Annotated in this window: 25 protein-coding genes; 15 read left to right on the top strand and 10 right to left on the bottom strand. The window is 63.1% G+C overall.

Annotated elements, in window-relative coordinates; all coding sequences use genetic code 11:
• The first annotated feature begins 445 nt into the window (after window positions 1-445).
• From VI26_RS08415 to VI26_RS08400, 4 genes are all read left to right on the top strand, one after another.
• Window positions 446-760: a DUF1484 family protein gene (locus VI26_RS08415; RefSeq protein WP_048409290.1), complete on the top strand. Its 315-nt coding sequence runs from the start codon at window positions 446-448 to the stop codon at window positions 758-760.
• Window positions 761-954: 194 nt separating this feature from the next.
• Window positions 955-1,557 (top strand): MarC family protein, encoded by a 603-nt coding sequence (locus VI26_RS08410; protein WP_019100349.1) that lies wholly within the window; start codon window positions 955-957, stop codon window positions 1,555-1,557.
• A 453-nt stretch (window positions 1,558-2,010) separates the two neighbouring features.
• A complete protein-coding gene (locus tag VI26_RS08405) occupies window positions 2,011-3,348 on the top strand; it encodes a dicarboxylate/amino acid:cation symporter (RefSeq protein ID WP_048409289.1) in 1,338 nt (445 codons plus the stop codon).
• Between the two features lie 126 nt (window positions 3,349-3,474).
• Window positions 3,475-4,065: a thiol peroxidase gene (locus VI26_RS08400; RefSeq protein WP_197081422.1), complete on the top strand. Its 591-nt coding sequence runs from the start codon at window positions 3,475-3,477 to the stop codon at window positions 4,063-4,065.
• A gap of 73 nt (window positions 4,066-4,138) precedes the next feature.
• Here the strand turns inward: VI26_RS08400 and VI26_RS08395 are convergent, their stop codons facing one another.
• From VI26_RS08395 to ppsA, 3 genes are all read right to left on the bottom strand, one after another.
• Complete coding sequence (locus tag VI26_RS08395) at window positions 4,139-4,486, bottom strand: NirD/YgiW/YdeI family stress tolerance protein (protein WP_048409288.1); 348 nt, start codon at window positions 4,484-4,486, stop codon at window positions 4,139-4,141.
• 61 nt (window positions 4,487-4,547) lie between these two features.
• Complete coding sequence (locus VI26_RS08390; protein WP_156183807.1) at window positions 4,548-4,931, bottom strand: hypothetical protein; 384 nt, start codon at window positions 4,929-4,931, stop codon at window positions 4,548-4,550.
• Window positions 4,932-5,074: 143 nt separating this feature from the next.
• Complete coding sequence (gene ppsA, locus VI26_RS08385; protein WP_048409286.1) at window positions 5,075-7,462, bottom strand: phosphoenolpyruvate synthase; 2,388 nt, start codon at window positions 7,460-7,462, stop codon at window positions 5,075-5,077.
• A gap of 323 nt (window positions 7,463-7,785) precedes the next feature.
• Between ppsA and VI26_RS08380 the strand changes: the two genes are divergently transcribed.
• From VI26_RS08380 to VI26_RS08360, 5 genes are all read left to right on the top strand, one after another.
• Entirely contained in the window at window positions 7,786-8,610 is an 825-nt protein-coding gene (locus tag VI26_RS08380) for a pyruvate, water dikinase regulatory protein (RefSeq protein ID WP_048409285.1), read from the top strand.
• 186 nt (window positions 8,611-8,796) lie between these two features.
• Window positions 8,797-9,090: a hypothetical protein gene (locus VI26_RS08375; RefSeq protein WP_048409284.1), complete on the top strand. Its 294-nt coding sequence runs from the start codon at window positions 8,797-8,799 to the stop codon at window positions 9,088-9,090.
• A 225-nt stretch (window positions 9,091-9,315) separates the two neighbouring features.
• Window positions 9,316-10,338 (top strand): tryptophan--tRNA ligase, encoded by a 1,023-nt coding sequence (gene trpS / locus VI26_RS08370; RefSeq protein ID WP_048409283.1) that lies wholly within the window; start codon window positions 9,316-9,318, stop codon window positions 10,336-10,338.
• A 14-nt stretch (window positions 10,339-10,352) separates the two neighbouring features.
• A complete protein-coding gene (locus VI26_RS08365) occupies window positions 10,353-10,658 on the top strand; it encodes a chorismate mutase (RefSeq protein ID WP_048409282.1) in 306 nt (101 codons plus the stop codon).
• A 92-nt stretch (window positions 10,659-10,750) separates the two neighbouring features.
• Complete coding sequence (locus tag VI26_RS08360) at window positions 10,751-11,215, top strand: CreA family protein (RefSeq protein WP_048409281.1); 465 nt, start codon at window positions 10,751-10,753, stop codon at window positions 11,213-11,215.
• A gap of 44 nt (window positions 11,216-11,259) precedes the next feature.
• Here VI26_RS08360 and VI26_RS08355 read toward each other — a convergent pair whose 3' ends face one another.
• From VI26_RS08355 to mltG, 7 genes are read right to left on the bottom strand one after another with little or no spacing between them, the layout of a single operon-like run.
• Window positions 11,260-12,036 (bottom strand): MBL fold metallo-hydrolase, encoded by a 777-nt coding sequence (locus tag VI26_RS08355; RefSeq protein WP_048409280.1) that lies wholly within the window; start codon window positions 12,034-12,036, stop codon window positions 11,260-11,262.
• Window positions 12,037-12,066: 30 nt separating this feature from the next.
• Window positions 12,067-12,450: a hypothetical protein gene (locus tag VI26_RS08350; RefSeq protein ID WP_048409279.1), complete on the bottom strand. Its 384-nt coding sequence runs from the start codon at window positions 12,448-12,450 to the stop codon at window positions 12,067-12,069.
• A gap of 14 nt (window positions 12,451-12,464) precedes the next feature.
• Window positions 12,465-13,235 carry a TatD family hydrolase gene (locus VI26_RS08345; protein WP_048409278.1) on the bottom strand — a complete coding sequence of 257 codons (771 nt, stop codon included), beginning with the start codon at window positions 13,233-13,235 and terminating at the stop codon, window positions 12,465-12,467.
• A gap of 46 nt (window positions 13,236-13,281) precedes the next feature.
• A complete protein-coding gene (locus tag VI26_RS08340) occupies window positions 13,282-13,656 on the bottom strand; it encodes a PilZ domain-containing protein (protein ID WP_048409277.1) in 375 nt (124 codons plus the stop codon).
• A 20-nt stretch (window positions 13,657-13,676) separates the two neighbouring features.
• A complete protein-coding gene (locus tag VI26_RS08335; protein ID WP_048409276.1) occupies window positions 13,677-14,690 on the bottom strand; it encodes a DNA polymerase III subunit delta' in 1,014 nt (337 codons plus the stop codon).
• The gene (gene tmk, locus VI26_RS08330) at window positions 14,690-15,325 is read right to left on the bottom strand and encodes a dTMP kinase (RefSeq protein ID WP_048409275.1); all 636 of its coding nucleotides are present in this window, start codon (window positions 15,323-15,325) and stop codon (window positions 14,690-14,692) included. The genes VI26_RS08335 and tmk overlap by 1 nt, the downstream gene beginning before the upstream one ends.
• Window positions 15,325-16,317, bottom strand: coding sequence for an endolytic transglycosylase MltG (gene mltG / locus VI26_RS08325; protein ID WP_048409274.1), 993 nt, complete (start codon window positions 16,315-16,317; stop codon window positions 15,325-15,327). Before mltG ends, tmk begins: the two co-directional genes overlap by 1 nt.
• 303 nt (window positions 16,318-16,620) lie before the next feature.
• Here mltG and VI26_RS08320 point away from each other — a divergent pair, with 303 nt between their 5' ends.
• The 6 genes from VI26_RS08320 (at window position 16,621) to fliD (ending at window position 21,535) form a co-directional block, all read left to right on the top strand.
• Window positions 16,621-17,196, top strand: coding sequence for a DUF3313 family protein (locus VI26_RS08320; RefSeq protein ID WP_048409273.1), 576 nt, complete (start codon window positions 16,621-16,623; stop codon window positions 17,194-17,196).
• Between the two features lie 107 nt (window positions 17,197-17,303).
• A complete protein-coding gene (locus VI26_RS08315; protein WP_082150956.1) occupies window positions 17,304-17,984 on the top strand; it encodes a DUF3313 family protein in 681 nt (226 codons plus the stop codon).
• Window positions 17,985-18,040: 56 nt separating this feature from the next.
• On the top strand, window positions 18,041-18,769 hold the full coding sequence (gene modA, locus VI26_RS08310) for a molybdate ABC transporter substrate-binding protein (protein ID WP_048409271.1): 729 nt from the start codon (window positions 18,041-18,043) through the stop codon (window positions 18,767-18,769).
• Complete coding sequence (gene modB / locus VI26_RS08305) at window positions 18,766-19,443, top strand: molybdate ABC transporter permease subunit (RefSeq protein ID WP_048409270.1); 678 nt, start codon at window positions 18,766-18,768, stop codon at window positions 19,441-19,443. The genes modA and modB overlap by 4 nt, the downstream gene beginning before the upstream one ends.
• Before the next feature lie 179 nt (window positions 19,444-19,622).
• Window positions 19,623-19,886, top strand: a complete 264-nt coding sequence (locus tag VI26_RS08300) for a hypothetical protein (protein WP_048409269.1) — start codon at window positions 19,623-19,625, stop codon at window positions 19,884-19,886.
• Window positions 19,887-20,056: 170 nt separating this feature from the next.
• The gene (gene fliD / locus VI26_RS08295; protein WP_197081421.1) at window positions 20,057-21,535 is read left to right on the top strand and encodes a flagellar filament capping protein FliD; all 1,479 of its coding nucleotides are present in this window, start codon (window positions 20,057-20,059) and stop codon (window positions 21,533-21,535) included.
• The last annotated feature ends 42 nt before the right edge of the window (window positions 21,536-21,577 follow it).

The raw sequence follows: 21,577 nt of genomic DNA, 5'->3' as shown, positions 1-21,577 counted from the left end.
GCACGCGCGCGGCTTAGGCGCTGTTCCTCCCGCGTTCAAGCTCATGGCCGCAGCCGAGCCAGGCCTTGAACCTCTCGCTGTCGCTTGTGCCGGACCCCATCGCTTGACCCCGTCATCCCCTTCAGCAACAATCGCCAGGTGCCGTTTCACTTAACGGCGCTGGGTTTGACAGTCCAATCGGAATTAGGGCGGGCGCCGCTGCTTAGGCAGACGCGTCCGGAATGCCATTGTCTTGCCATCCGGCGGGCCGTGGCGGGGAGGCCTAGCGCCTGCCGGTTCCCTTTTTCCCGGTCTGTCAACCTCGTCACGCGCCTGCCTGCCCGTTTGACAGCGAGCAGGCAGGCGGACCACGAAAAAGGAGCTTTGCCATGTTGACCTTGACCTTGTTCAATGCCCCTCCGCCTCCAGGCGCGCCAGTCCGGCCCCGGATAGAGGAGGCTCAGCAATGAACGCCACGCCCACCGCCGTTGAACTGAACCGCATCGTCCACGGCCTGCAAACGCTGCGCCAGCAACACGAGGCGCTGCACCTGATCGATCCCGCGCTGAAACGGCTGGAATACTGCAGCCAGCACATCCACGACACCAGCCATGCCGTCGCGCTGGAGCTCAGCCAGATCAGCAGCGCGCTGACCGGCCTGCTGAGCATGCTGGACCAGTCCGGCCTGGACAGCCTGGAATGCGAGCAGGTGTATTGCCTGTTGGAACCCTTCGCCCGCCGCTTGCGACAATCGTCCGAGCAGTTGCAACGGCTGGTTTAATCCCTTAATCCACGCAAGCCCCGCCGGCCGGGGCTTGCCGCGTGCCGCCAGGCAAATAAAACCGTCGCAATCCGGATTCACCCATTCGGCATCCGCATGAGATAATCGCGCCCGGACGCGCGCTTAATAATTACAGAGCCTTGCACTCAGGGCCTGCGCGCCATCGTCACCCCCCAACGCCGCAAGCACACACCATGCAAACCTCTTTTCTGTCCGCTACCGTCCTGCTGATCCTGATCACCGATCCGTTGGGCAATATTCCGCTGTTCATCGCCGCGCTCAAGCAGGTCAAGCCGGAGCGCCGCCGCCGCGTGGTCTACCGCGAATGCCTGATCGCCTTCCTGGTGCTGTCCGCCTTCATGTTCTTTGGCCGCAACTTCCTGGACCTGATGCATCTGACCGATGATTCGATGCGGGTGGCCGGCGGCGTGATTCTGTTCCTGATCGCCATCAAGATGATCTTCCCCGGCGAGGGCAGCGTGTTCGGCGGCGACAAGATGCATGGCGAACCCTTCATCGTGCCGATCGCCGTGCCGCTGATCGCCGGCCCGTCGGCGATGGCCACCGTGCTGCTGATGTCCACCCGCGAGCCGGAACGGATGCTGGAATGGCTGGGCGCCTTGACCATCTGCATGCTGGTGACGCTGCTGGTGTTCCTGTTTTCCGGCAAGCTGCAAAAGCTGCTGGGCGAACAGGCGATCACCGCGCTGGAGCGGCTGATGGGCCTGGTGCTGACCGCGATCTCGATCGAGATGCTGCTGGGCGGCGTGGCGTCCTACATCAAGCAATTCCATTAAGAGCCGCTAAATAAAACCTCGCAGAGAACCTGAGCCAAGGCGCGCCGACGCAGGCAGTACCAGTCGTACGACAAGGAGGCGCAACGCGGGATCAGGGGTTTTGTTAGCGGGTCTAAACAGTTGGTCAATTATCTGCGGCGCCTCGGCGGGAGGACTAGTAAAGGGCTTTAAGAATGGCGTTTAAACGCTCATCCGCCCTCTAGCTTTCCCTTCTCCCGTCACAAAGGCTTGCCTCAACCGCGCCGCCCGGCTTCGTCCGCGGCGCGCCATTCCCAATGCCAAGCACATGAATTTGTTCGCATTGGGGTTATCCCGCATAGGGATATCGGCAATTCGTCACCGCCCCGCCTCTTGCTAGCATCCGCAGTCATGGGCCGTTAAGAGCCCGCTTTTGATTGCATAACAACTCCGGCCCGCCCCGAGCCGGAGTCAGACAACGCTACAGGGATCGCGATGCAGACCAAAACCCCTCTCTACCAGCGCCTCTATTTCCAAGTGCTGCTGGCCATTTTCCTCGGCGTGATGCTCGGCGCCTTCGTTCCCGATCTGGGCGCGAAGATGAAGCCGCTGGGCGACGCCTTCATCAAGCTGATCAAGATGATGATCGCGCCCATCATCTTCGCCACCGTGGTGGTGGGCATCGCCAAGATGGGCGATATGAAGGAAGTGGGCCGCGTGGGCGTGAAAGCGCTGTTCTACTTTGAAGCCGTCACCACGCTGGCGCTGGTGATCGGCCTGGTGGTGGTGAATGTGCTCAAGCCCGGCGCCGGCCTCAATGTGGACCCGAGCACGCTGGACGCGCACTCGGTGGCCAAGTACGCCGCCAACGCCAAGGAAATGAGCAGCATTGATTTCCTGATGCACATCATTCCGGATACGGTGGTGGGCGCGTTCGCCAACGGCGAAATCCTGCAGGTGCTGACTTTCTCGGTGCTGCTGGGCCTGGCGCTGACCAAGATGGGCGACAACGGCAAGACCATCGTCCACATCCTGGACGAGTTCTCCCACGCCTTGTTCGGCGTGATCAATATGCTGATGAAGCTGGCCCCCATCGGTGCCTTCGGCGCGATGGCCTTCACCATCGGCAAATACGGCGTGGGTTCGCTGAAACAGCTGGGTTTCCTGATGCTCTGCGTCTACCTGACCTGCTTCGCCTTCGTGTTCGTGGTGCTGGGCACCATCGCCAAGCTCAACGGCTTCAGTCTGTGGCGCTTCCTGGTCTACATCAAGGAAGAGCTGCTGCTGGTGCTGGGCACGTCTTCGTCGGAATCCGCGCTGCCGGGCATCATGAAGAAGCTGGAAAACCTGGGCTGCTCCAAGCCGGTGGTGGGCATGGTGATTCCCACCGGCTACTCCTTCAATCTGGACGGCACTTCCATCTATCTGACCATGGCCGCCATCTTCATCGCCCAAGCCACCAATGTGGACCTGACGCTGGCGGAGGAGCTAGGCCTGCTAGGCGTGCTGCTGCTCACCTCCAAGGGCGCGGCGGCGGTGACTGGCGGCGGCTTCATCACCCTGGCCGCCACGCTGGCCACGCTGGGCGGCAAGTTGCCTGTGTCCGGCCTGGCGCTGCTGATCGGCATCGACCGCTTCATGTCCGAGGCCCGCGCCATCACCAATCTGATCGGCAACGGCGTGGCCACCATCGTGGTGGCGCGCTGGGAGAAGGCGCTGGACGAAGAACGCATGCGCCGCGTGCTGGCCGGCGAGCCGGTGCTGCCGGAGGAAGCCACCGCCGCGCCGCTGCAGCCGCAACTGGCCGCCGCGACAGACGGCGCCCGCTCCTAAGCTTTTGTTTTCCCAGCCGTTATAGCCTGCGCTCGCGCAGGCTTTTTTTATGCCCGCGGCGCAGTGCCGCCTTGCTTTTGCCGCCGCGTGGTCCACGATAGAAACTGGGGTATAGGGAGACAGAGAATGAGCGACTTCATGTTGCAATACGGCGATGAGCTGCTGCCGGTGGAAGGGGATTTCCCTCAGGTGGGCGCTTATCTGCCCAGTTTCATGCTGGTGGGCGATGGCAAGCAGGACGTGGCGCTGGAAAGCCTGGGCGGCGTGCCCAAGCTGATCCTGACCTTGCTGTCCTTGGATGAATACGAACATGGCGGCCAGTATCTATTGCAGGAGACGCGGCGTTTTCTGGAGCGCTGGCCGCAGATCGGCCTGGTGGTGATCACCGTGGATTCGCCATCCTCGCTGGCGCGCGCGCGCCGCGAACACGGCCTGCCCCATGTCACCCTGCTGTCCACGCTGCGCGGCCGCGATTTCCACAAGCACTACGGGGTGCTGATCCGCGAGTATCCGCTCAGCGGCTATACCGCGCCTTCCTTGCTGCTGGCCGATGGCGGCAACGTCATTCATTACGCCGAGCGGCTGCGCAATACTCAGGATCTGTTCGACTTCGACCAGATCAACCATATGCTGCGCGAGGCCGAGGAGCAGGCGCTGGAGGCGCAGCAGGAGTTGGAGCATGAGGAACAGTTGAAGGACGAAGGGCCATCACAGTAAGCCCCCAGTAAAGACACGGGCCCGGCCTGCTTGCGCAGCGCCGGGCCCGTTCGCGTTGCAGGGGGACAACGGTTTACGGCAGCACTTCCACCAGCTTGGCGTCCACCTTGGTCGAAGTCAGTTCCTTGTCCACTTCGCCGACGATGCGCAGCTTGCTGTTCTGGTCGAACTTTTGCGCCGGCAGGCGCTTCTGGCTGATCTTCACCGTCATAGTGCCAGTGGCGTCGCGGAATTCGTAACGCTTGTGGTCGATCTGGCGCACGATCTTGCCTTCCAGCGTCACCGGGGTATCGTCGGCGGCTTTCTGCGCGGCGGCCACGGTGGTGACGGCGGCCGGCACGCCGGGGCCGGCGAATTCGGCCTGAGCGGCGAAAGGCAGGGACAGCGCGGCGGCGGTGAGCAGAACGGTGATGGTTTTCATGTGGTGCTTCCTTAAGCGTTGGTTGACGGTGCCATTAAAACAGTGTCGGCTTAACCCAAGCTTAAGCGTTGGCCTGCTCTCCCAATAAGCGGCTCGAATGAGCCAGATCCACCGCATAGCCTTGTTGGGCGTGGCTCAGTTGCTGGCGGTAATGCGCTTGCTCGCTGGCGATGCGCTTGTTCACGCCCTTGAGCGCCACTTGCAGCTCGGTATTCAATCTCAGCTGTTTATGGCCAAAACTCGCCGGCAGCGGCTTGATCTCGGCGGCGATGGCATCGCGCAAGGCGCCGAGATTGGCATAGCTGCCGCGCTCCACCGCCTGATTGGAGCACGCGGTCAATACCTTGGCCAGCGCGCTGGCTTCCTTGGCCTGCGGCGCGTTCAGATAACGCGGGATCAAGACATCCAGTGTGTGATGGGAAACCGGGAGGAAGGGGAGTCGCATGGGAGCATCCTGATAAAGGTGATGAATCAGATCATTGATGCCGCCCAGCATATGCATCCGTTCCCGCGCCGGCTTGCAAGAAACGCCGGACAAAACAAAACCGCCCGGCAAGCGGGCGGTTTGAAAGCGGCGAGACAGCGAGCTTAGCTGTTCAGTTCGCGCGCCAGGTACAACCAGGTTTCCACCACGGTGTCCGGGTTCAGGGACACGGTTTCGATGCCCTCTTCCACCAGCCACTTGGCGAAGTCCGGATGGTCCGACGGGCCTTGGCCGCAGATGCCGATGTACTTGCCTTGCTTGCGGCAAGCCTGGATCGCCATGTGCAGCATGACCTTGACCGCTTCGTTGCGCTCGTCGAAGGTGGTGGCGATCGGGCCGCCGGAGTCGCGGTCCACGCCCAGCGTCAGCTGGGTCATGTCGTTGGAGCCGATGGAGAAGCCGTCGAAATGCTGCAGGAACTTGTCGGCCAACACGGCGTTGGTCGGCAGTTCGCACATCATGATCAGGCGCAGGCCGTTTTCGCCGCGCTTGAGGCCGTTGGCGGCCAGGATCTCCACCACTTGCTCGGCTTCGGACAGGGTGCGCACAAAGGGAATCATCACTTCCACATTGGTCAGACCCATCACGTCGCGCACTTTCTTGATGGCGCGGCATTCCAGTTCAAAGCAATCGCGGAAGGATTCGGCCACGTAGCGGGCGGCGCCGCGGAAACCGATCATCGGGTTTTCTTCGTGCGGCTCGTACAGCTGACCGCCGATCAGGTTGGCGTACTCGTTCGACTTGAAGTCGGACATGCGCACGATGACCTTTTTCGGATAGAAGGCGGCGGCCAGGGTGGACACGCCTTCGGCGATCTTGTCGACGTAGAAGTCCACCGGGCTGGCGTAACCGGCGATGCGGTCGCTAATGGTGGCTTTCAGATCCGCCGGCAGCTTGTCGAACTCCAGCAGCGCTTTCGGGTGGATGCCGATCTGACGGTTGATCACGAATTCCATGCGCGCCAGGCCCACGCCTTCGTTCGGCAGCTGCGCGAAGTCGAAAGCCAGTTCCGGGTTGCCGACGTTCATCATGATCTTGACCGGGGCCTTGGGCATCTTGTCCAGTTCCAGATCGATCACTTCCACGTCCAGCAGGCCGTCATAGATATTGCCGGTGTCGCCTTCGGCGCAGGATACGGTCACCTGCATGCCTTCGGACAATACCTGGGTGGCGTCGCCGCAACCCACCACGGCCGGGATGCCCAACTCGCGCGCGATGATGGCCGCGTGGCAGGTACGGCCGCCACGGTTGGTGACGATGGCGGCGGCGCGCTTCATCACCGGTTCCCAATCCGGGTCGGTCATGTCGGTGACCAGCACGTCGCCCGGCTTGACGCGGTCCATCTCGGACGCGTCCTTGATGGTGCGCACCACGCCCTGGCCGATCTTCTGACCGATGGCGCGGCCTTCGCACAGCACTTGCGATTTGCTGTTCAGGCGATAGCGGCGCAGGGTGTCCTTGCGGTCTTCCTGCGACTTCACCGTTTCCGGACGCGCCTGCAGGATGTAGAGCTTGCCGTCGTGGCCGTCGCGGCCCCATTCGATGTCCATCGGACGGCCATAGTGCTTCTCGATGATCAGCGCGTATTCGGCCAGTTCGGCCACTTCGGCGTCGCTGATGGAGAACTGCTGGCGCTCCGCCGGGGACACGTCCACGGTCTTGACCGAGCGGCCGGCTTGCGAGGCGTCGGTGAACTCCATCTTGATCAGCTTGGAGCCCATGGTCTTGCGCAGCACCGCCGGACGGCCGGCTTTCAGCGTCGGCTTGTGCACGTAGAATTCGTCGGGATTCACCGCGCCTTGCACCACGGTTTCGCCCAGGCCGTAGGAGGCGGTGATGAACACCACGTCGTCAAAGCCGGATTCGGTGTCGATGGTGAACATCACGCCGGCCGCGCCGCAGTCGGAGCGCACCATGCGCTGCACGCCGGCGGACAAAGCCACTACGTCGTGCTCAAAGCCTTTGTGCACGCGGTAGGAAATGGCGCGGTCGTTGTAGAGGGAGGCGAAAACGTGTTTCATCGCATCCTTGACATTGTCAAGGCCGCGGATATTCAGGAAGGTTTCTTGCTGGCCTGCGAACGAGGCGTCGGGGAGGTCTTCTGCGGTGGCGGAGGAACGGACTGCAACGGAGATATCGGCGCCTCCGGCATCGGCCACCATCTGATCCCAGGCCTCTTTGATATCGGCATCAAGCTTGGCGGGGAACGGGGTGTCGATGATCCATTGACGGATTTCCTTGCCTATCCTGGCCAGTTCGCTGACATCGTCGATGTCCAGCTTGGCCAGCGCGGCGCTGATCTTGTCGGCCAGGCCATTGTGCTGCAGAAAATCCCGGTAAGCCTGCGCTGTGGTGGCGAAGCCGCCCGGGACGCGAACCCCGGAGCCAGCCAGTTGGCTGATCATTTCACCAAGGGAGGCGTTCTTGCCGCCTACCTGCTCCACATCGGTCATGCGCAGTTTCTCGAACCAGATGACGTAGTTCTCAGCCATCACTTCACTTCCTGTGTTGGATTGGGACGATAGGGCCGCATTCTAGCCGAATTACGTGCCGAATGCGTAGCGTCTTTTGCAGCGCAACACGGGTTTTCGGCCTGACAAGGACAAGCATTGCAACAGAATCAATAAGTTGACGAGCATTCCTGATGAAAATGATTGTCAAAACCGTGTAATTCCCTCACTACATTGCGCGTAATCAGGCATCGTTGGCTGTCGCCGCGGCCATTCAAAGTATAGAATTCCCACAACTCCGGGCGCGCCGCCACTGCGCGGCAGACGCGGTTCCGGCCTCGTTCACTCGCAATACAGGTGCTTGCATGCCACACCACCTCCGTTCCGCCTTCTTCGTTTCCGACCGAACCGGCATCACCGCCGAATCGCTGGGCCACACGCTGCTGACCCAGTTCGACACCGTGGAATTCAAGCGCGAAACCATTCCCTTCGTCGATACCGTGGAAAAAGCGCAGGCCTTGGCGGAAGTCATCCGCCAGGTGTCGGAAACCGATCACCTGAAGCCGCTGGTGTTCACCAGCATCATCAACCCGGAGGTGCGCAGCGCGCTGCAGGTTGAGAACGCGGTGATGATAGATTTCTTCGACACCTTCATCGGCCAGCTGGAACAGGAGATAGGTCAGCGCGCGTCGCTGAGCGTGGGCAAGGCTCACGGCATGGTCAACGAGGAAAAGTACGATCATCGCATCGAGGCGGTGAACTTCTCGCTGAACCACGACGACGGCGTCAAGCTGAAGGACCTGCACGAGGCGGACGTGATCCTGGTCGGCGTGTCCCGCTCCGGCAAGACGCCAACCTGCCTGTATCTGGCGCTGCAATACGGCATCCGCGCCGCCAACTATCCGCTGACGCCGGAAGACCTGGGCAGCCCGACGCTGCCCAAGATGCTGCTGCCGTTCAAGGACAAGATGTTCGGCCTGACCATTGACCCCGCCCGCCTCCATCACATCCGTTCCGAGCGCCGGCCGGATTCCAAATACGCCAGCATGGACAACTGCCGCCGCGAGGTGAACGAGGCCGAGTCCATGTTCCGCCACCATGGCGTGTCCTTCATCAGCACCACCCATAAGTCGATCGAGGAAATCGCGTCCACCATCATGCACAAGGCCGCGCTGGGCCGCCGTTTCTAGCACGGCCCACACGCCACGGACCCGGCCGGCTTCGCCCGGCCGTTTTCATGCCCGATGCCTGGTGCAATCAGCGCCAATATCCAGATAGCACTTTGTTTCTTATCATTTTTTTACAATTCCCTCCGGAACATATAGCAAGCAGCCGCTCTCGAACAAGCATCTTGAATCCCTGGACCGGGACATCCGATGCAGATCGTCTCCATCGCCGCGCTCGCCAAACCCACCGTTTCCCCGCTGAAGGAAGTGGGCGCGGTGGCGCCCAAGAGCGACAGCCGCGCCGCCGCCAGCGACCCGCGCAAGGAAATGGCCGAGTTCGCCGCGCCGCCGCCATCCTCCGCGGGCGAGCGCCCCGGCGCCCATGGCGAGGCTTTCGCCCGATTGCTGCGCCAGGCTCAGGCCGCGGCGCGCCAGGACGCCGCAATGCCTTATGCGCAGGAAACCATGCCCCCCGCCGGCAGCCTGCTGCACGTGGCGGTGTGAACGCGGCACTTGACGCTGCTTTGCCCGCCGTGCTCTGATAAAGCCCATGAACTACGCAACCGCATCCGCAACCTTCTTTTGGTGGTGGCGCCTGAACTAAGGCGGCACCGGCGTTTGCATACCCCAAACCCGGAAGCTGCCGATACGGCGGCATAGGGTTTCCAGCAGCACTCCTCCCCGGATCGGCAGTTTCCAACAAGCTCAAGCTTACTGGAGACCACTGTTATGAATCTGGACAGCATCACAGCCAAAGACATCATCCTCACCGGCGACCGCACCACCGGGCAATTGCATCTGGGCCACTATGTCGGTTCGCTACGCAACCGCGTGATCCTGCAAGACCGTTGCCGCCAGTTCCTGCTGCTCGCCGATGCTCAGGCGCTGACCGACAATATGGGCAACTATCTGAAGGTGCGCGACAATGTGCTGCAAGTGGCGCTGGACTATCTGGCGGTGGGCATAGACCCGGAGAAAAGCACCATCTTCATCCAGAGCCTGGTGCCGGAACTGACCGAGCTGTCTTCCTACTACCTCAATCTGGTCACCGTGGCGCGGCTGGAACGCAACCCCACCATCAAGGACGAGATCAAGCAGCGCGGCTACGAGCGCGACATCCCCGCCGGTTTCCTCACCTATCCCGCCGCCCAGGCCGCCGACATCACCGCCTTCAAGGCCAGCATCGTGCCGGTGGGCGAAGACCAGATTCCGATGATCGAGCAGACCAATGAGATCGTGCGCCGCTTCAACGGCAGCGTGGATCAGGCGGTGCTGGTGGAAGCGCGGGCGGTGGTGCCGGAGCAAGGCTCGCGCCTGCCTGGCATCGATGGCAAGGCCAAGATGTCCAAATCGCTGGGCAATACCATCACCTTGTCGGCCACGCCGGATGATATCCGCCAGGCGGTGAAGATGATGTACACCGACCCCAATCACCTACGCGTCGCCGATCCCGGCCAGGTGGAAGGCAATGTGGTGTTCACCTATCTGGACGTGTTCCATTCCGACCCGGAGCAGGTGGCGGAATGGAAGGAGCATTATCGCCACGGCGGCCTGGGCGACACCGTGATCAAGAAGCAGTTGGAAGAATGCCTGCAGACACTGCTGGAGCCGATCCGCGCCCGCCGCGAGCAGTACGCGCGCGACCCGGCCGCGGTGATGGCGATGCTGAAGACCGGCACCCAGCGCGCGCGCGAAGTGGCGGCCGCCACGCTGGCCGAGGTGAAGGCGGCGATGGGCTTGAACTACTACTAAAAGAAGGCCTCGGAATGGAACAACTCTACCAATGCCAAAACCTGGAAGAGGTGCGCGGCCAGATCGACCGCATCGACCGCGCGCTGGTGGCGCTGATCGCCGAGCGCGGCCTTTACGTGCGCCAGGCGGCGGCGTTCAAGCACAGCCGGGAAGAAGTGGAAGGCGGCAAACGCGTCGATCAGGTGATGCGCCGCGTCGAGCGTCTGGCCGGCGAACTGGGCGCCGACGCGGCGCTGACCGCGGCGGTCTACCGCACGATGATAGAGTACTTCATCGCCGATGAAATGGCGGCCTTCCGCGCCAAAGCGGCTGCCGATTGAGGCGAAGCCCGGCTTTCCCTACAATCGCTTTCATCCGCTAACCACCGGCCGCCTCTCGCGGCCGGCTCTTTTCCCGCCGCCGGAGAACCTGAATGAACAAGATTGCCCTGTTTCTGCTCGCCTGCCTGTCCGCGCCCGCGATGGCCGAGGAAGTGGGCGAGGTGTCCACCACCTTCAAGCTGCTCAGCCCCAACGACAAGGTGGTGGTGGAAGCCTTCGACGACCCGGCGGTGCAAGGCGTGGCCTGCTATATCTCGCGCGCCAAGACCGGCGGCTACAAGGGCGCGCTGGGCCTGGCCAAGGATCCGTCGCGCTTCTCGGTGGCCTGCCGCCAGGTGGGCGCGATCAAGTTCTCGCGGCCCTTGCCCAAGCAGGAGCAGGTGTTCAAGGAAGGCGCGTCCTTCATCTTCAAGCATGTGCGGGTGGTGCGCATCGTCGACGCCAAACGCAATACGCTGACCTATCTCAGCTACTCGGACAAGCTGATCGACGGCAGCCCGGACAATGCGCTGACCGCGGTGGCGGTGCTGGACCAAAAGATCCCGCTGCAACCCTGAAATAAAAGCGATTGATTATTAACGCTTTCTTTGCATGACGGGCATCAGCTAAACGGCAGCTCGATGCGCAGCCCGTCATGCCCCACCTCGATGCCGGGCGGGCACTCGGCGCTGAGCGCGCCGAACTCCAGGCGGTGGGTCATATGGATCAGCACCGTGCGTTCGGCGCCGATGCGCTTGGCCCAGGCGAAGGATTGCTGCACGCCCAGGTGGGACGGATAGGGATCGTGGTTCAGGCAGTCCAGGAATAAGAGCTTAAGTCCTTGCAACAAGGGCAGGCTGCTGTCCGGGATATCGGACACATCGGTCAGCCAGGCCATGTCGCCGACGCGCCAGCCCAGGCAGGGCCAGGAACCGTGTTGCAGGGGCACCGGCGTCAGCGTGACGCCGCCGCAATCCACCGGCCCGTCCACCTGCTGCGGCAGCAGCACCGGCTTGTCCCACATCTTGGACGGCGGCAGCAAGGCGTAGTCGAAGCGGGTCTTGATATTGTCCAGGGTGAAGGCATTGCCGTAGAGCGTGATCGGGCCTTTCTTCACATAGCAGAAGGCGCGCAGATCGTCGATACCGTTCAGATGATCGGCGTGCGGATGGGTGTACAGCACCGCGTCCACCTGGCGTATGCCTTCGCGCAGCGCCTGCTGCCTCAGGTCCGGCCCGGTGTCGATCAGCAGGCCCTGGCCTCCCACCTTGATATAGGCGCTGGCGCGAGTGCGGCGATTGCGCGGGTCCGGCGACAGACAGGTGGCGCAGTCGCAGCCTATCGCCGGCGTGCCGGAACTGGAGCCGCAGCCCAGAATGGTGACTTCAAGCGAACCCAATGCGTGATTTCCTGTGTAAACGCCGTCGAGTCAACGGCAGAGGGGAGGACGCACCGCCGCCTCCCGCACCCAGCCGCCGTCACAGCGGACGCTGCCGTCGGCATCCTGCTGGCAGCTGCCGCGTGGCTGCTTGGCGCAATACGCGTTGCCGTCGCGGGATAGCACGCAGGCGCCAGGACCGGTGTAGGTAGCGCCGCCGGCGCGCACCACGCCGCCGCCCGCATAGGGCGAGCACAGCGCATTGCCGAACTCGTCGATCGCGCACTCGCCCTTGCCGCACACCGCCTGTCCCCGTTGCAATAGCGCAATGCCGCCATCCTCGGAACAATAGCTGCGGCCATTCAGGTTGATGCAGTTGGCCCAGGCCTGGGCCGACAGCAACACCGTCAGCAAGGCCAGCAAGATTCGCTTCATGCGCTTTCCCTGGTTCAGCGGCTGGCCTTGGCGAACAGCCGGAAAAAATTATCGCTGGTGGCGCGCGCCACTTCGGCCAGCTCGATGCCGCGCAGCTCGGCGATGTGCTCGGCCACGTGGCGCACATAGGCCGGCTCGTTGACCTTGCCGCGGAACGGCACCGGCGCCAGATACGGCGAATCGGTTTCGATCAGCATCCGCTCCAGCGGCACCCGCTGCGCCACGTCCTTGACCTGGGCCGCGTTCTTGAAGGTGACCACGCCGGAGAAGGAGATGTAGAAGCCCAGTTCCAGCGCGGCTTGCGCCACTTCCCAGGTTTCGGTGAAACAGTGCATCACGCCGCCGCACACCTCGGCGTTTTCTTCGCGCATGATGCGGATGGTGTCCTCGGCGGACTCGCGGGTATGGATCACCAGCGGCAGGCCGACGCGCTTGGCGGCGCGGATATGGGTGCGGAAGCGCTGGTGCTGCCACTCCAGATCGCCCTTGCACCAATGGTAGTCCAGCCCGGTTTCGCCGATGCCGACCACGCGCGGATGCGCGGCCAGCGCCACCAGTTCGTCCTCGCTGTACTCTTCGGCCTCCGGATCGTCCGGGTGCACGCCCACGGTGGCGTATAGATTGCCGTGGCTCTCCGCGAGTTCCAGCACTTGCGGATATTTGGGACGGCTGACGCCGATCACCAGCGCGTGGCTGACCTGCTTGGCCTGCATATTGGCCAACACTTCCGGCATGCGCGCGGCGAGATCGGGGAAATTGATATGGCAGTGGGAATCGATAAACATTTTTGCGTCAATCAGGCTGCGGCGCACACGCGCGCCGCGAAAACAATCACATGGTATGGGTGGGCCGGCTGGAGTTGAGCACGCCGCTGAGCAGCGCTTCAATCTTGTCCTTGGCCTGCTTGCCGGCGTCGCCGGCGACGAACTCCACGCCTATGCCCTGCACCCGGCTGTTGTTGGCGCCGGCCGGCGTCAGCCACACCACCTTGGCCTGCACCGCGATGCGTTGCGGGTCGTCCATCAGCGTCAGCAGCAGGAACACCTCCTCGCCCAGCTTCATTTCCTTGTTGGTGGGAATGAAAATGCCGCCGTGGCGCACAAAGGGCATATAGGCGGCGAACAGCGCGCTGCGCTCCTTGATGTGCAGGGACAGCACCCCGGGTCGGTTGGGATTGAGGTCCGGGCGGGAGGCGGAGTTGTCCATAGCGTGGCTTAACCTCTGTGTCAGGCGGCTTTGCCGCTGGCGAATATCTTCAGATAGTCCATCAGCACCGCTTCCAATTGCAAGCGGGTATTCAAGGTATGCTGCCCGAACGGAGCCAACTGGCTCAGCGTTTGCTGGCATTCCATCAATTGCGCGATATCGGCGCGCGCGGCCAGCTGCTGCAAGGCGCGCTCCTGATCTGGATAATAGCGGACAAGACCAGCCAGTCTCAAACCCGCCAGATCATGCAGCCACTTCATCAGCCAGTTCAAGGGCAGCAGCAAGGGCAGTTTCTGCTTGTCCACCGCCTCGGCAAGCTGCAGCACATTGGCGAAACTGGGCTGGACCAGGCCCTGCACGAACTGGCCGCGCAGCTTGGCCAGCGCCGGGTCGTGATCGAACATGGGCGCGCCGCCGTTGTGCGCCAGTTCCAGTTCGGCGTCGGCCACGCCCTGCTCGCGCAGCCAGGCCAGCGCCTGCGCCTGATCCGGCCGGGTCAGCGGAAACTGGCGGCAACGGCTGCGTATGGTGGGCAGCAAGCGTTGCGGCGCGTGCGCCACCAGCAGGAACAACACCTCGGCCGGCGGCTCCTCCAGGATTTTCAACAAAGCGTTGGCGGCGGCAGGGTTCAGGCTTTCCGCCGGCTCCACCAGCACCACGCGCCGGCCGGCGCGATGCGCGCTCAGATGGGCGAATTCGATCACTTCGCGCACCGCCTCGATCTTGATTACCGGCAGCTTGCGGCTGACTTTCTTGCCCTCGGCGCCGTCCTTGCCTTCTTCTTCCTCATCGCACAGCGGCGACAAGCGGCGGAAGTCCGGGTGGGTGCCGTGCCGATACCAGCGGCAGGCCTCGCACTCGCCGCAGGGCTGGTGGCCGGCGCGCGGCCGCTCGCACAGCAGCGACTGGGCCAGGTGCTCGGCGAACTCCAGCTTGCCGATGCCGGCGGCGCCGGTGAACAGCCAGGCATTGGGCAGGCGCTCGCGCTCGGCGTTCAGCCGTTCCCAATCTTGGTGTTGCCAGGGCAGCAGCATCAGTTAGCCTCCAGCAGGCGTTGCAGGCAGGCAGCGATGTCGACCTGGATTTCGGCGATGGAGCGGCTGGCGTCCAGCACCGCGAAACGCGGCTGGCCGGCGGCGCGCCGCAGATAGGCTTCGCGCACGCGCACGTGGAAATCGGCCTTCTCCTGTTCGAAGCGGTCCAGCTGCCGGGTTTTGGACATGCGTTCGGCCGCCACTTCCAGCGGCAGATCGAACAGTAAGGTCAGATCCGGCTGCAAGCCATGCTGCACCCATTGTTCCAGTGCGGCGATGCGCTCCGCCGGCACGCCGCGGCCGCCGCCCTGAAAGGCGAAGGTGGAATCGGTGAAGCGATCCGACACCAGCCACTGGCCGGCGGCGAGCGCCGGTTCGATCACGCTGTGCAGCAATTGCTGGCGCGAGGCGAACACCAGCAGGGTTTCGGCGTCCAGCGACACCTCAGTATCCACCGCCAACAGCAGTTCGCGGATTTTCTCGCCCAGCGGGGTGCCGCCCGGCTCGCGGGTAAAGACGGCGTCGACGCCGTGTTGCGCCAGCCAGTCGCGGATGAAGGCCAGGTGGGTGCTTTTGCCGGCGCCGTCTATGCCTTCCAGATTGATGAAACGGCCGCGTTGCTGCTCTAGCGCCATTACTGTCCTTTCTTCAAGATATATTTGCGCACCGCCTGATTGTGCTCGTCCAGCGTCGCCGAGAAGTGCGAAGTGCCGTCGCCGCGGGCGACGAAGTACAAGGCGTTGGTCGCGGCCGGATTGGCCGCCGCGTCCAGCGCCGCCTTGCCCGGCAAGGCGATGGGCGTCGGCGTCAGGCCGGCGCGGGTATAGGTATTGTAGGGCGTGTCGCGGCGCAGGTCGGCCTTGCCTATCTTGCCCTGGTACAAGCTGCCCATGCCGTAGATCACCGAGGGATCGGTCTGCAAGCGCATGCCCTGCTTCAGGCGGTTGACGAACACTCCCGCCACCATTGGACGGTCGGCGTCCTGTCCGGTTTCCTTCTCGATCAGGCTGGCCATGATCAGCAGTTCATAAGGCGTGCGGTAAGGCAGCTCCGGCTTGCGCGCCGCCCAGGCCGCTTCCAGCCGCTGCTGCATCGCGCCGAAGGCCTGGCGGTACAGCTCCACGTCCTCGGTGTCGGGCGAGAACAAATAGGTGCTGGGGAAGAACAGGCCCTCGGGCTTGGCGTCGCCAAAGCCCAGCCGCTGCATGATCTCCTCATCGCTCCAGCCCTTGGCGCTGTGCTTGATATCGGGATTGCGGTCTATCGCCTGGCGGAATTGGCGGAAGGTCCAGCCCTCTATCACCGTCAGGCTGGCTTCGTCCGGGTGGCCGTCGGCCAACCGGTTCAGAATCTCCAGCATCGAGGTCTGGCCGTCGAAACGATACAGGCCGGCCTTGATCTTGCGGTCCACCCCTTGCGCGCGCGCCAGCGCCACCATCACCTGGCGGCTGCGGATCACGCCTTCCTGCTCCAGACCGCGCGCCACCTGGCTCAGGGTGCGATTGGGTCCAACGGTCAGCTTATAGCCGGCTTCCGGCAGGCCAACCGGAAGCAGAACCACCCAGGCCAGCCAGGCACAGCCCAGCGCCAGGCACAGCAACAACAGGCGAAACAGTGTTTTCATCATTTAATGGCGGGAAGAGTAAAACAACGCAGCGGGACGAGCGCGCATGATACCAGACAAGCCCTCCTGATCGACATGTCAGGCCGGGCCTTTGCAATCAAGCAAAGTTTGCGCCAGATCAACTGGCCACCTTTCCATTTTGCATAGTTTTGCTCGCGTTCTATATCTGATTAAATGGACTGCTTAAATGATGCGAGTCTTTTCATGAAGCCATTCTTCAATCTGGGATGCGCATTAGTGGCCTGGACGGCGCTGGCCAGATTGGCGGCAGTCCGACAGACCGACAGAAATTTATGGCGCTTGCCCATGGAGGCGTTCCGGCCAGGCCGGCATGCCCAACAACTGACGTATCAGCAGTCGCCCACCGCGCTGAGCGACTATCACGCGCTGATCGTCGAACCCCTGCTGCTGCTGAACCGCCAGCAGGACGGCGGCTGGCAGTTGCTGCAAATCGCCGAGCAGGAATCCGCCAACCAGATCGTGCGGCAACAGGTTGCCGCCCTGCTGCAGCCGTGGCCGATCGCGCTGACCGATGTCGCCACCCCCGGCGTGCTGCGGCTGCGCATCGCGGTGGCGGCGCGCCAATCGCGGATCGCCCAGGGCGGCCAGCCGCTGAGCAGCAGCCATGTGGCTTTGCAGCTGCCCTGCATGGCCTCCAATATCGAACCCTATCTGCAGCTGGTGTCCTCGGTGTCCCAATTGGAAGACGCGATGGAGCAAGGCGTGGTGGCCGGCGGCGTCACCATGCAGTCGCAAGTGGAGGCCGGCGACGCCGACGATGGCGACGGCTGGCGGCAATTGCTGGTCCAGGATTGGTCGCCGCTGCTGTGCCGGCAACTGGGTCCGGCGACGCGGCGCGGCGCGGCTTCGTCGGCGCAATAAACCGTATGGAGATAGTCCGCTTCGTCACAAAGTCGCAACAATATCGATGGAACACCGCGTGGCGGGCACAGTCCATCACCTTCTGAATCCGCCACCGAGCCCGCATCATGAAACCATTCTTTAAACTTGCCTGCGCGCTGATGGCCTCCGCCTTGCTGGCCAATATCAGCCACGCCGGGGACAAGCCGGAGAATCTGGTCCTGCTGCCCAGCGAGGCCTTCCATCCCAGCCCGGACCATGCCGGCCAGGTGCTGTATCTGCAGCCCGGCGTCGATCTGAAGCACTATCACGGCATCCTGATCGAGCCGCTGATCTTTCTGGGCCGCCAAGCGGACGGCCAATGGCGGGCGGCGACGGCCGACGAGCACAATCGTTTCGACGCCTGCTACCACAGCAGCCTGGCCCATGCGCTCTGCCGCGAAGGTCTGCCGGTGGCAGCCGCGCCCGGCCCCGGCATCGCGCGGCTGCGCGTGGCGGTGGGCTATAAGCTGTGGGAATTGGCCGAACCCGATGCCCATCGCTCCATGAAAACCGCGCTCAATCTGGCGCGCTTCGCCGATGACATCGACCCCTACCTGGCCCAGGTTTCCACCATCGGTCAATTGGAAGACTCCGAATCCGGATTGCTGCTGGCCGGCGGCGTCAACCTGCTGGGGAATGACAGGGCACCCACCGATGCGCAGCCGTCCAGCGCGGAGTGGCTGCAGCAACGCGTTGACCTGTGGAGCCGCCATCACGCGCGGCAGATGGCCCAGCACCTGGCGGCCGCTACGCCGTTTGGGGGGTAGGCCGTCGTCCAGCCTGCCGGCATAATGGGCGTTTTGCTCTTCTCAGGAAGCCAACCATGCCGCGCAAGATATTGAGCCTGTTGTTGTTGCTGTCCCCACTGTTCGCCGCCGCCGACACCGTCACCGTGGCGGTGGCCAGCAATTTCCAGCAGACGCTGGACAAGATCGCAGTGGAGTTCAAGGCCGCCAGCGGCCACGACATCAAGGCCAGCGGCGGCGCTTCCGGCAAGCTCACCGCCCAGATCCGCCAGGGCGCGCCATTCGACGTGTTCCTGTCCGCCGACGACGAGCGCCCGGCCGAGCTGCTGCGCGATAAGATAGGCAAGGCCGACAGCCGCTTCACCTACGCCATCGGCAAGCTGGTGCTGTGGAGCAAGCTGCGCGACGACGCCGGCGAAGCGGTGCTGCGCGGCGGCAACTTCAACAAGCTGGCCATCGCCAACCCCGCGGCCGCGCCCTATGGCCGCGCGGCAATGGAAACCCTGGCCGCGCTGAAACTCGCCGATACCCTCAAGCCCAAATTCGTCACCGGCGACAATATCAGCCAGACCATGCAATTCGCCCAGGTCGGCGGCGCCGACTTCGCCTTCGTCGCTTACGCCCAGTTGCTGGAACAAGGCATTGGCAACCATTACTGGCTGGTGCCGGCCAAGCTGCACCAGCCGATACGCCAGGATGCGCTGCTGGTGCGCGACACGCCGGCGGCCAGGGCCTTCCTCGCCTTCCTCAAGGGAGACAAGGCGCGCGCGCTGATCAAGAAAGCGGGCTACGACTTCGCCCAATGAGCACATCCGAATGGGCGGCCATCGCGCTGACGCTGAAGCTGGCCGCCATCAGCACCCTGATCCTGCTCCTGCTGTGCATACCGCTGGGCTGGTGGCTGTCACGCACGCGTTCGCGCTTCAAGCCCATGATAGAAGCCGGCGCCACGCTGCCGCTGGTGCTGCCACCCACGGTGCTGGGCTTTTACCTGCTGGTCGCCTTCGGCCCGCACGGCCCCATCGGCCAGCTGACCGCCTGGCTGGGCTGGCCCGGCCTCGCCTTTACCTTCCAGGGTCTGATCATCGCCTCGGTGCTGTATTCGCTGCCCTTCGTGCTGCAACCGCTGATCGTCAGCTTCAACGCGGTGCGGCGCGAGGAAATCGAAACCGCGATGGTGCTGGGCGCCAACCGCTGGCAGCGGCTGAGCCGGGTCATCCTGCCCAGTTGCCGCTCCGGCGTGCTGGCCGCCGCCAGCATGGGCTTTGCCCACACCGTGGGCGAGTTCGGCGTGGTGCTGATGATAGGCGGCAATATCGAGGGCGAAACCCGGGTCATATCCATCGCGCTGTATAACCATGTGGAGCAGGCGGACTATGCCAGCGCCCACCGGCTCGGCCTGTTGCTGGTGCTGTTCGCCTTTTCCACGCTGGCGCTGGTGTATCGCCTCAATGCGCGCCAGCGACGCTATGACGGCTGAGCGGGAAGCCCCGCCCCACCCTGGCTCGGGGGCTGCGTCGCAGTGCTTGTTCTAATTGCTGATATCTGTCGATGCAAACCGTTACATAGCGTCAACAAAATGCTGTTTTCATGCGCCATGACTTGGAGTATCGTTTTCCACGCCCGTCATGGGCCTGCCAACCCTCACAAGGATGAACCATGCGCAAATACCTGATGATCGCCGTTCTGGCCCTGACCTCCGCCAACCTCGCCCTGGCCGACGCCGCCTGCGACGCCAAGGCCGCCGAGAAAAAACTGTCCGGCGCCGCCAAGACCAGCTTCCTGAAGAAATGCGAGAAGGACAGCGCCGCCGCCAATGCCCAGAAGACCTGCGACGCCAAGGCCGCCGACAAGAAACTCGCCGGCGCGGCCAAGAGCAGCTTCGTGAAGAAGTGCGTGAAGGACGCGGCTCCGGCCAAGTAATCCCGCTAGCCGGCGGCCTGGCCGCCGGTACAGCCCGCTTGCCGGCAAATCCCTGATTGATCGCCTACACTGAGAGGTGGCAACAGGGATTCAGCAGGTGAGCCATGGCAAACACTATCCTTGGGAATTACAATCCACTGTTATCGCTTTTCGGCAATAACAGCCAAAGCTTGAGTGGTTTATTGGGCGCCAGCTCGCCCATCGTGCCGCTGATCAACGGCGCGTCCAGCACCCAGAGCGCCAGCACCGATCCCAATGTGGTGCTGATCTCCGGCCTGGGCCAATTGCTGTCCAGCCTCAATATCTTCCAGACCAGCCTGCAGCAGATTTACTCGCCCTACTCGATCAGCAACTCCATCAGCGCCACCAGCAGCAATCCGTCGGTCGCCAGCGTCTCCGCCGCCGCCGGCGCGCAAAACGGCAACTACAGCGTGTCGGTGTCGCAATTGGCGCAGGCGCAAAGCGCGCTCTCCACCTTTTCGCTGCCGGACACCAATAGCAGCGTCGTGGGCAGTGGCAGTCTGACCATCAAGACCGGCAGCTACGCCTACACTTCGCCCACCTCGGCCACCAGCTTCACCTCCAACGGCTCGGCCACGCTGTCCATCAGCAACGGTACCCTGTCCAGCATCGCCGGCGCGATCAATGGCGCCGGCATCGGCGTGGTGGCCAATATCGTGCAAAACGCCGCCGGCAACTACCAATTGCAAGTCAGTTCCGCCGAAACCGGCGCCAGCAACAACTTCCAGATCCTGGTCAGCGACAACGACGGCAACAACACCGATCAGAACGGTTTGTCGCGGCTGGCCTTCGACCAGACCCAGGCAGTGGGCAGCGGCCAGAACCTGAGCCAGACCCAGGCGGCGCAGAACGCCAACTTCCTGATCAATGGCGCCTCCGGTTCCAGCGCCAATAATAGCGGCATCACGCTGGGCTCCTCGGTATCGATGAACCTGCTGTCCACCGGCAGCACCAATGTCGCGGTCAATATCGATCTGAGCGGCCTCAACGATCACGCGCAATCGCTGGCCGACGCCTACAACACGCTGCAAGGCAGCCTGAACGCGCTGCTGATCCGCGGCGGCCTGTTGTCCAACGATCCCATCGCCAAACAGGTGGCGGTCAGCCTGAATCAACAGGCCACCGCCAGCTATAGCAACGGCAACTCCTTGCTGAGCAATCTGAACCAGATCGGCCTCAGCTTCCAGTACCCGCAGCAGTTCGGCCAGATGGGCAGCCTGAGCTTCAACGCCAGCAGCCTGCAAAGCGCCTATAGCGGCGACTCCCAAGGCACGGCCAATCTGCTCTATGCCTCCGCGCGCGCGCTGAACTGGCTGGCCAATAGCTACGCCTCCTATGGCAACGGCACCATTCCGCTGACGCTGACCGCCTTGCAGAACATGCAGATCAGCCAGCAGCTGGGCCAATCCGCCACGCCACGCTCCAACACCATCCCCTCCAATCTGGCATCGCTGACTTCGGGCCAGAGCGGCACCATCCAGTTGAGCGCGCAGCAGATCACCGCGCTGTCGCTGTACGCGATGGTGTATTCGCTGGGCGCGCCCTATGCCATCAACGCCCAGATTCTGAACAACGGCCTGGGCCTGCCCGGCAATAGCAGCGGCAACGGCATTTCCACTTATGCCTGATTGATATCCGCTATTTACTTTCACATCGGCATTGCCTAGCCA

It is taken from the genome of Chromobacterium sp. LK1, assembly GCF_001043555.1.
GTDB lineage: Bacteria > Pseudomonadota > Gammaproteobacteria > Burkholderiales > Chromobacteriaceae > Chromobacterium > Chromobacterium aquaticum.
Note: the sequence above shows the minus strand (reverse complement) of the source record. Positions and strands in the feature narration are given on the sequence as shown.

Coding starts and splice junctions, on each gene's coding strand:
- VI26_RS08415 (WP_048409290.1), top strand. CDS start 446: ATGAACGCCACGCCCACCGCCGTTGAACTGAACCGCATCGTCCACGGC.
- VI26_RS08410 (WP_019100349.1), top strand. CDS start 955: ATGCAAACCTCTTTTCTGTCCGCTACCGTCCTGCTGATCCTGATCACC.
- VI26_RS08405 (WP_048409289.1), top strand. CDS start 2,011: ATGCAGACCAAAACCCCTCTCTACCAGCGCCTCTATTTCCAAGTGCTG.
- VI26_RS08400 (WP_197081422.1), top strand. CDS start 3,475: ATGAGCGACTTCATGTTGCAATACGGCGATGAGCTGCTGCCGGTGGAA.
- VI26_RS08395 (WP_048409288.1), bottom strand. CDS start 4,486: ATGAAAACCATCACCGTTCTGCTCACCGCCGCCGCGCTGTCCCTGCCT.
- VI26_RS08390 (WP_156183807.1), bottom strand. CDS start 4,931: ATGCGACTCCCCTTCCTCCCGGTTTCCCATCACACACTGGATGTCTTG.
- ppsA (WP_048409286.1), bottom strand. CDS start 7,462: ATGGCTGAGAACTACGTCATCTGGTTCGAGAAACTGCGCATGACCGAT.
- VI26_RS08380 (WP_048409285.1), top strand. CDS start 7,786: ATGCCACACCACCTCCGTTCCGCCTTCTTCGTTTCCGACCGAACCGGC.
- VI26_RS08375 (WP_048409284.1), top strand. CDS start 8,797: ATGCAGATCGTCTCCATCGCCGCGCTCGCCAAACCCACCGTTTCCCCG.
- trpS (WP_048409283.1), top strand. CDS start 9,316: ATGAATCTGGACAGCATCACAGCCAAAGACATCATCCTCACCGGCGAC.
- VI26_RS08365 (WP_048409282.1), top strand. CDS start 10,353: ATGGAACAACTCTACCAATGCCAAAACCTGGAAGAGGTGCGCGGCCAG.
- VI26_RS08360 (WP_048409281.1), top strand. CDS start 10,751: ATGAACAAGATTGCCCTGTTTCTGCTCGCCTGCCTGTCCGCGCCCGCG.
- VI26_RS08350 (WP_048409279.1), bottom strand. CDS start 12,450: ATGAAGCGAATCTTGCTGGCCTTGCTGACGGTGTTGCTGTCGGCCCAG.
- VI26_RS08345 (WP_048409278.1), bottom strand. CDS start 13,235: ATGTTTATCGATTCCCACTGCCATATCAATTTCCCCGATCTCGCCGCG.
- VI26_RS08340 (WP_048409277.1), bottom strand. CDS start 13,656: ATGGACAACTCCGCCTCCCGCCCGGACCTCAATCCCAACCGACCCGGG.
- VI26_RS08335 (WP_048409276.1), bottom strand. CDS start 14,690: ATGCTGCTGCCCTGGCAACACCAAGATTGGGAACGGCTGAACGCCGAG.
- tmk (WP_048409275.1), bottom strand. CDS start 15,325: ATGGCGCTAGAGCAGCAACGCGGCCGTTTCATCAATCTGGAAGGCATA.
- mltG (WP_048409274.1), bottom strand. CDS start 16,317: ATGATGAAAACACTGTTTCGCCTGTTGTTGCTGTGCCTGGCGCTGGGC.
- VI26_RS08320 (WP_048409273.1), top strand. CDS start 16,621: ATGGAGGCGTTCCGGCCAGGCCGGCATGCCCAACAACTGACGTATCAG.
- VI26_RS08315 (WP_082150956.1), top strand. CDS start 17,304: ATGAAACCATTCTTTAAACTTGCCTGCGCGCTGATGGCCTCCGCCTTG.
- modA (WP_048409271.1), top strand. CDS start 18,041: ATGCCGCGCAAGATATTGAGCCTGTTGTTGTTGCTGTCCCCACTGTTC.
- modB (WP_048409270.1), top strand. CDS start 18,766: ATGAGCACATCCGAATGGGCGGCCATCGCGCTGACGCTGAAGCTGGCC.
- VI26_RS08300 (WP_048409269.1), top strand. CDS start 19,623: ATGCGCAAATACCTGATGATCGCCGTTCTGGCCCTGACCTCCGCCAAC.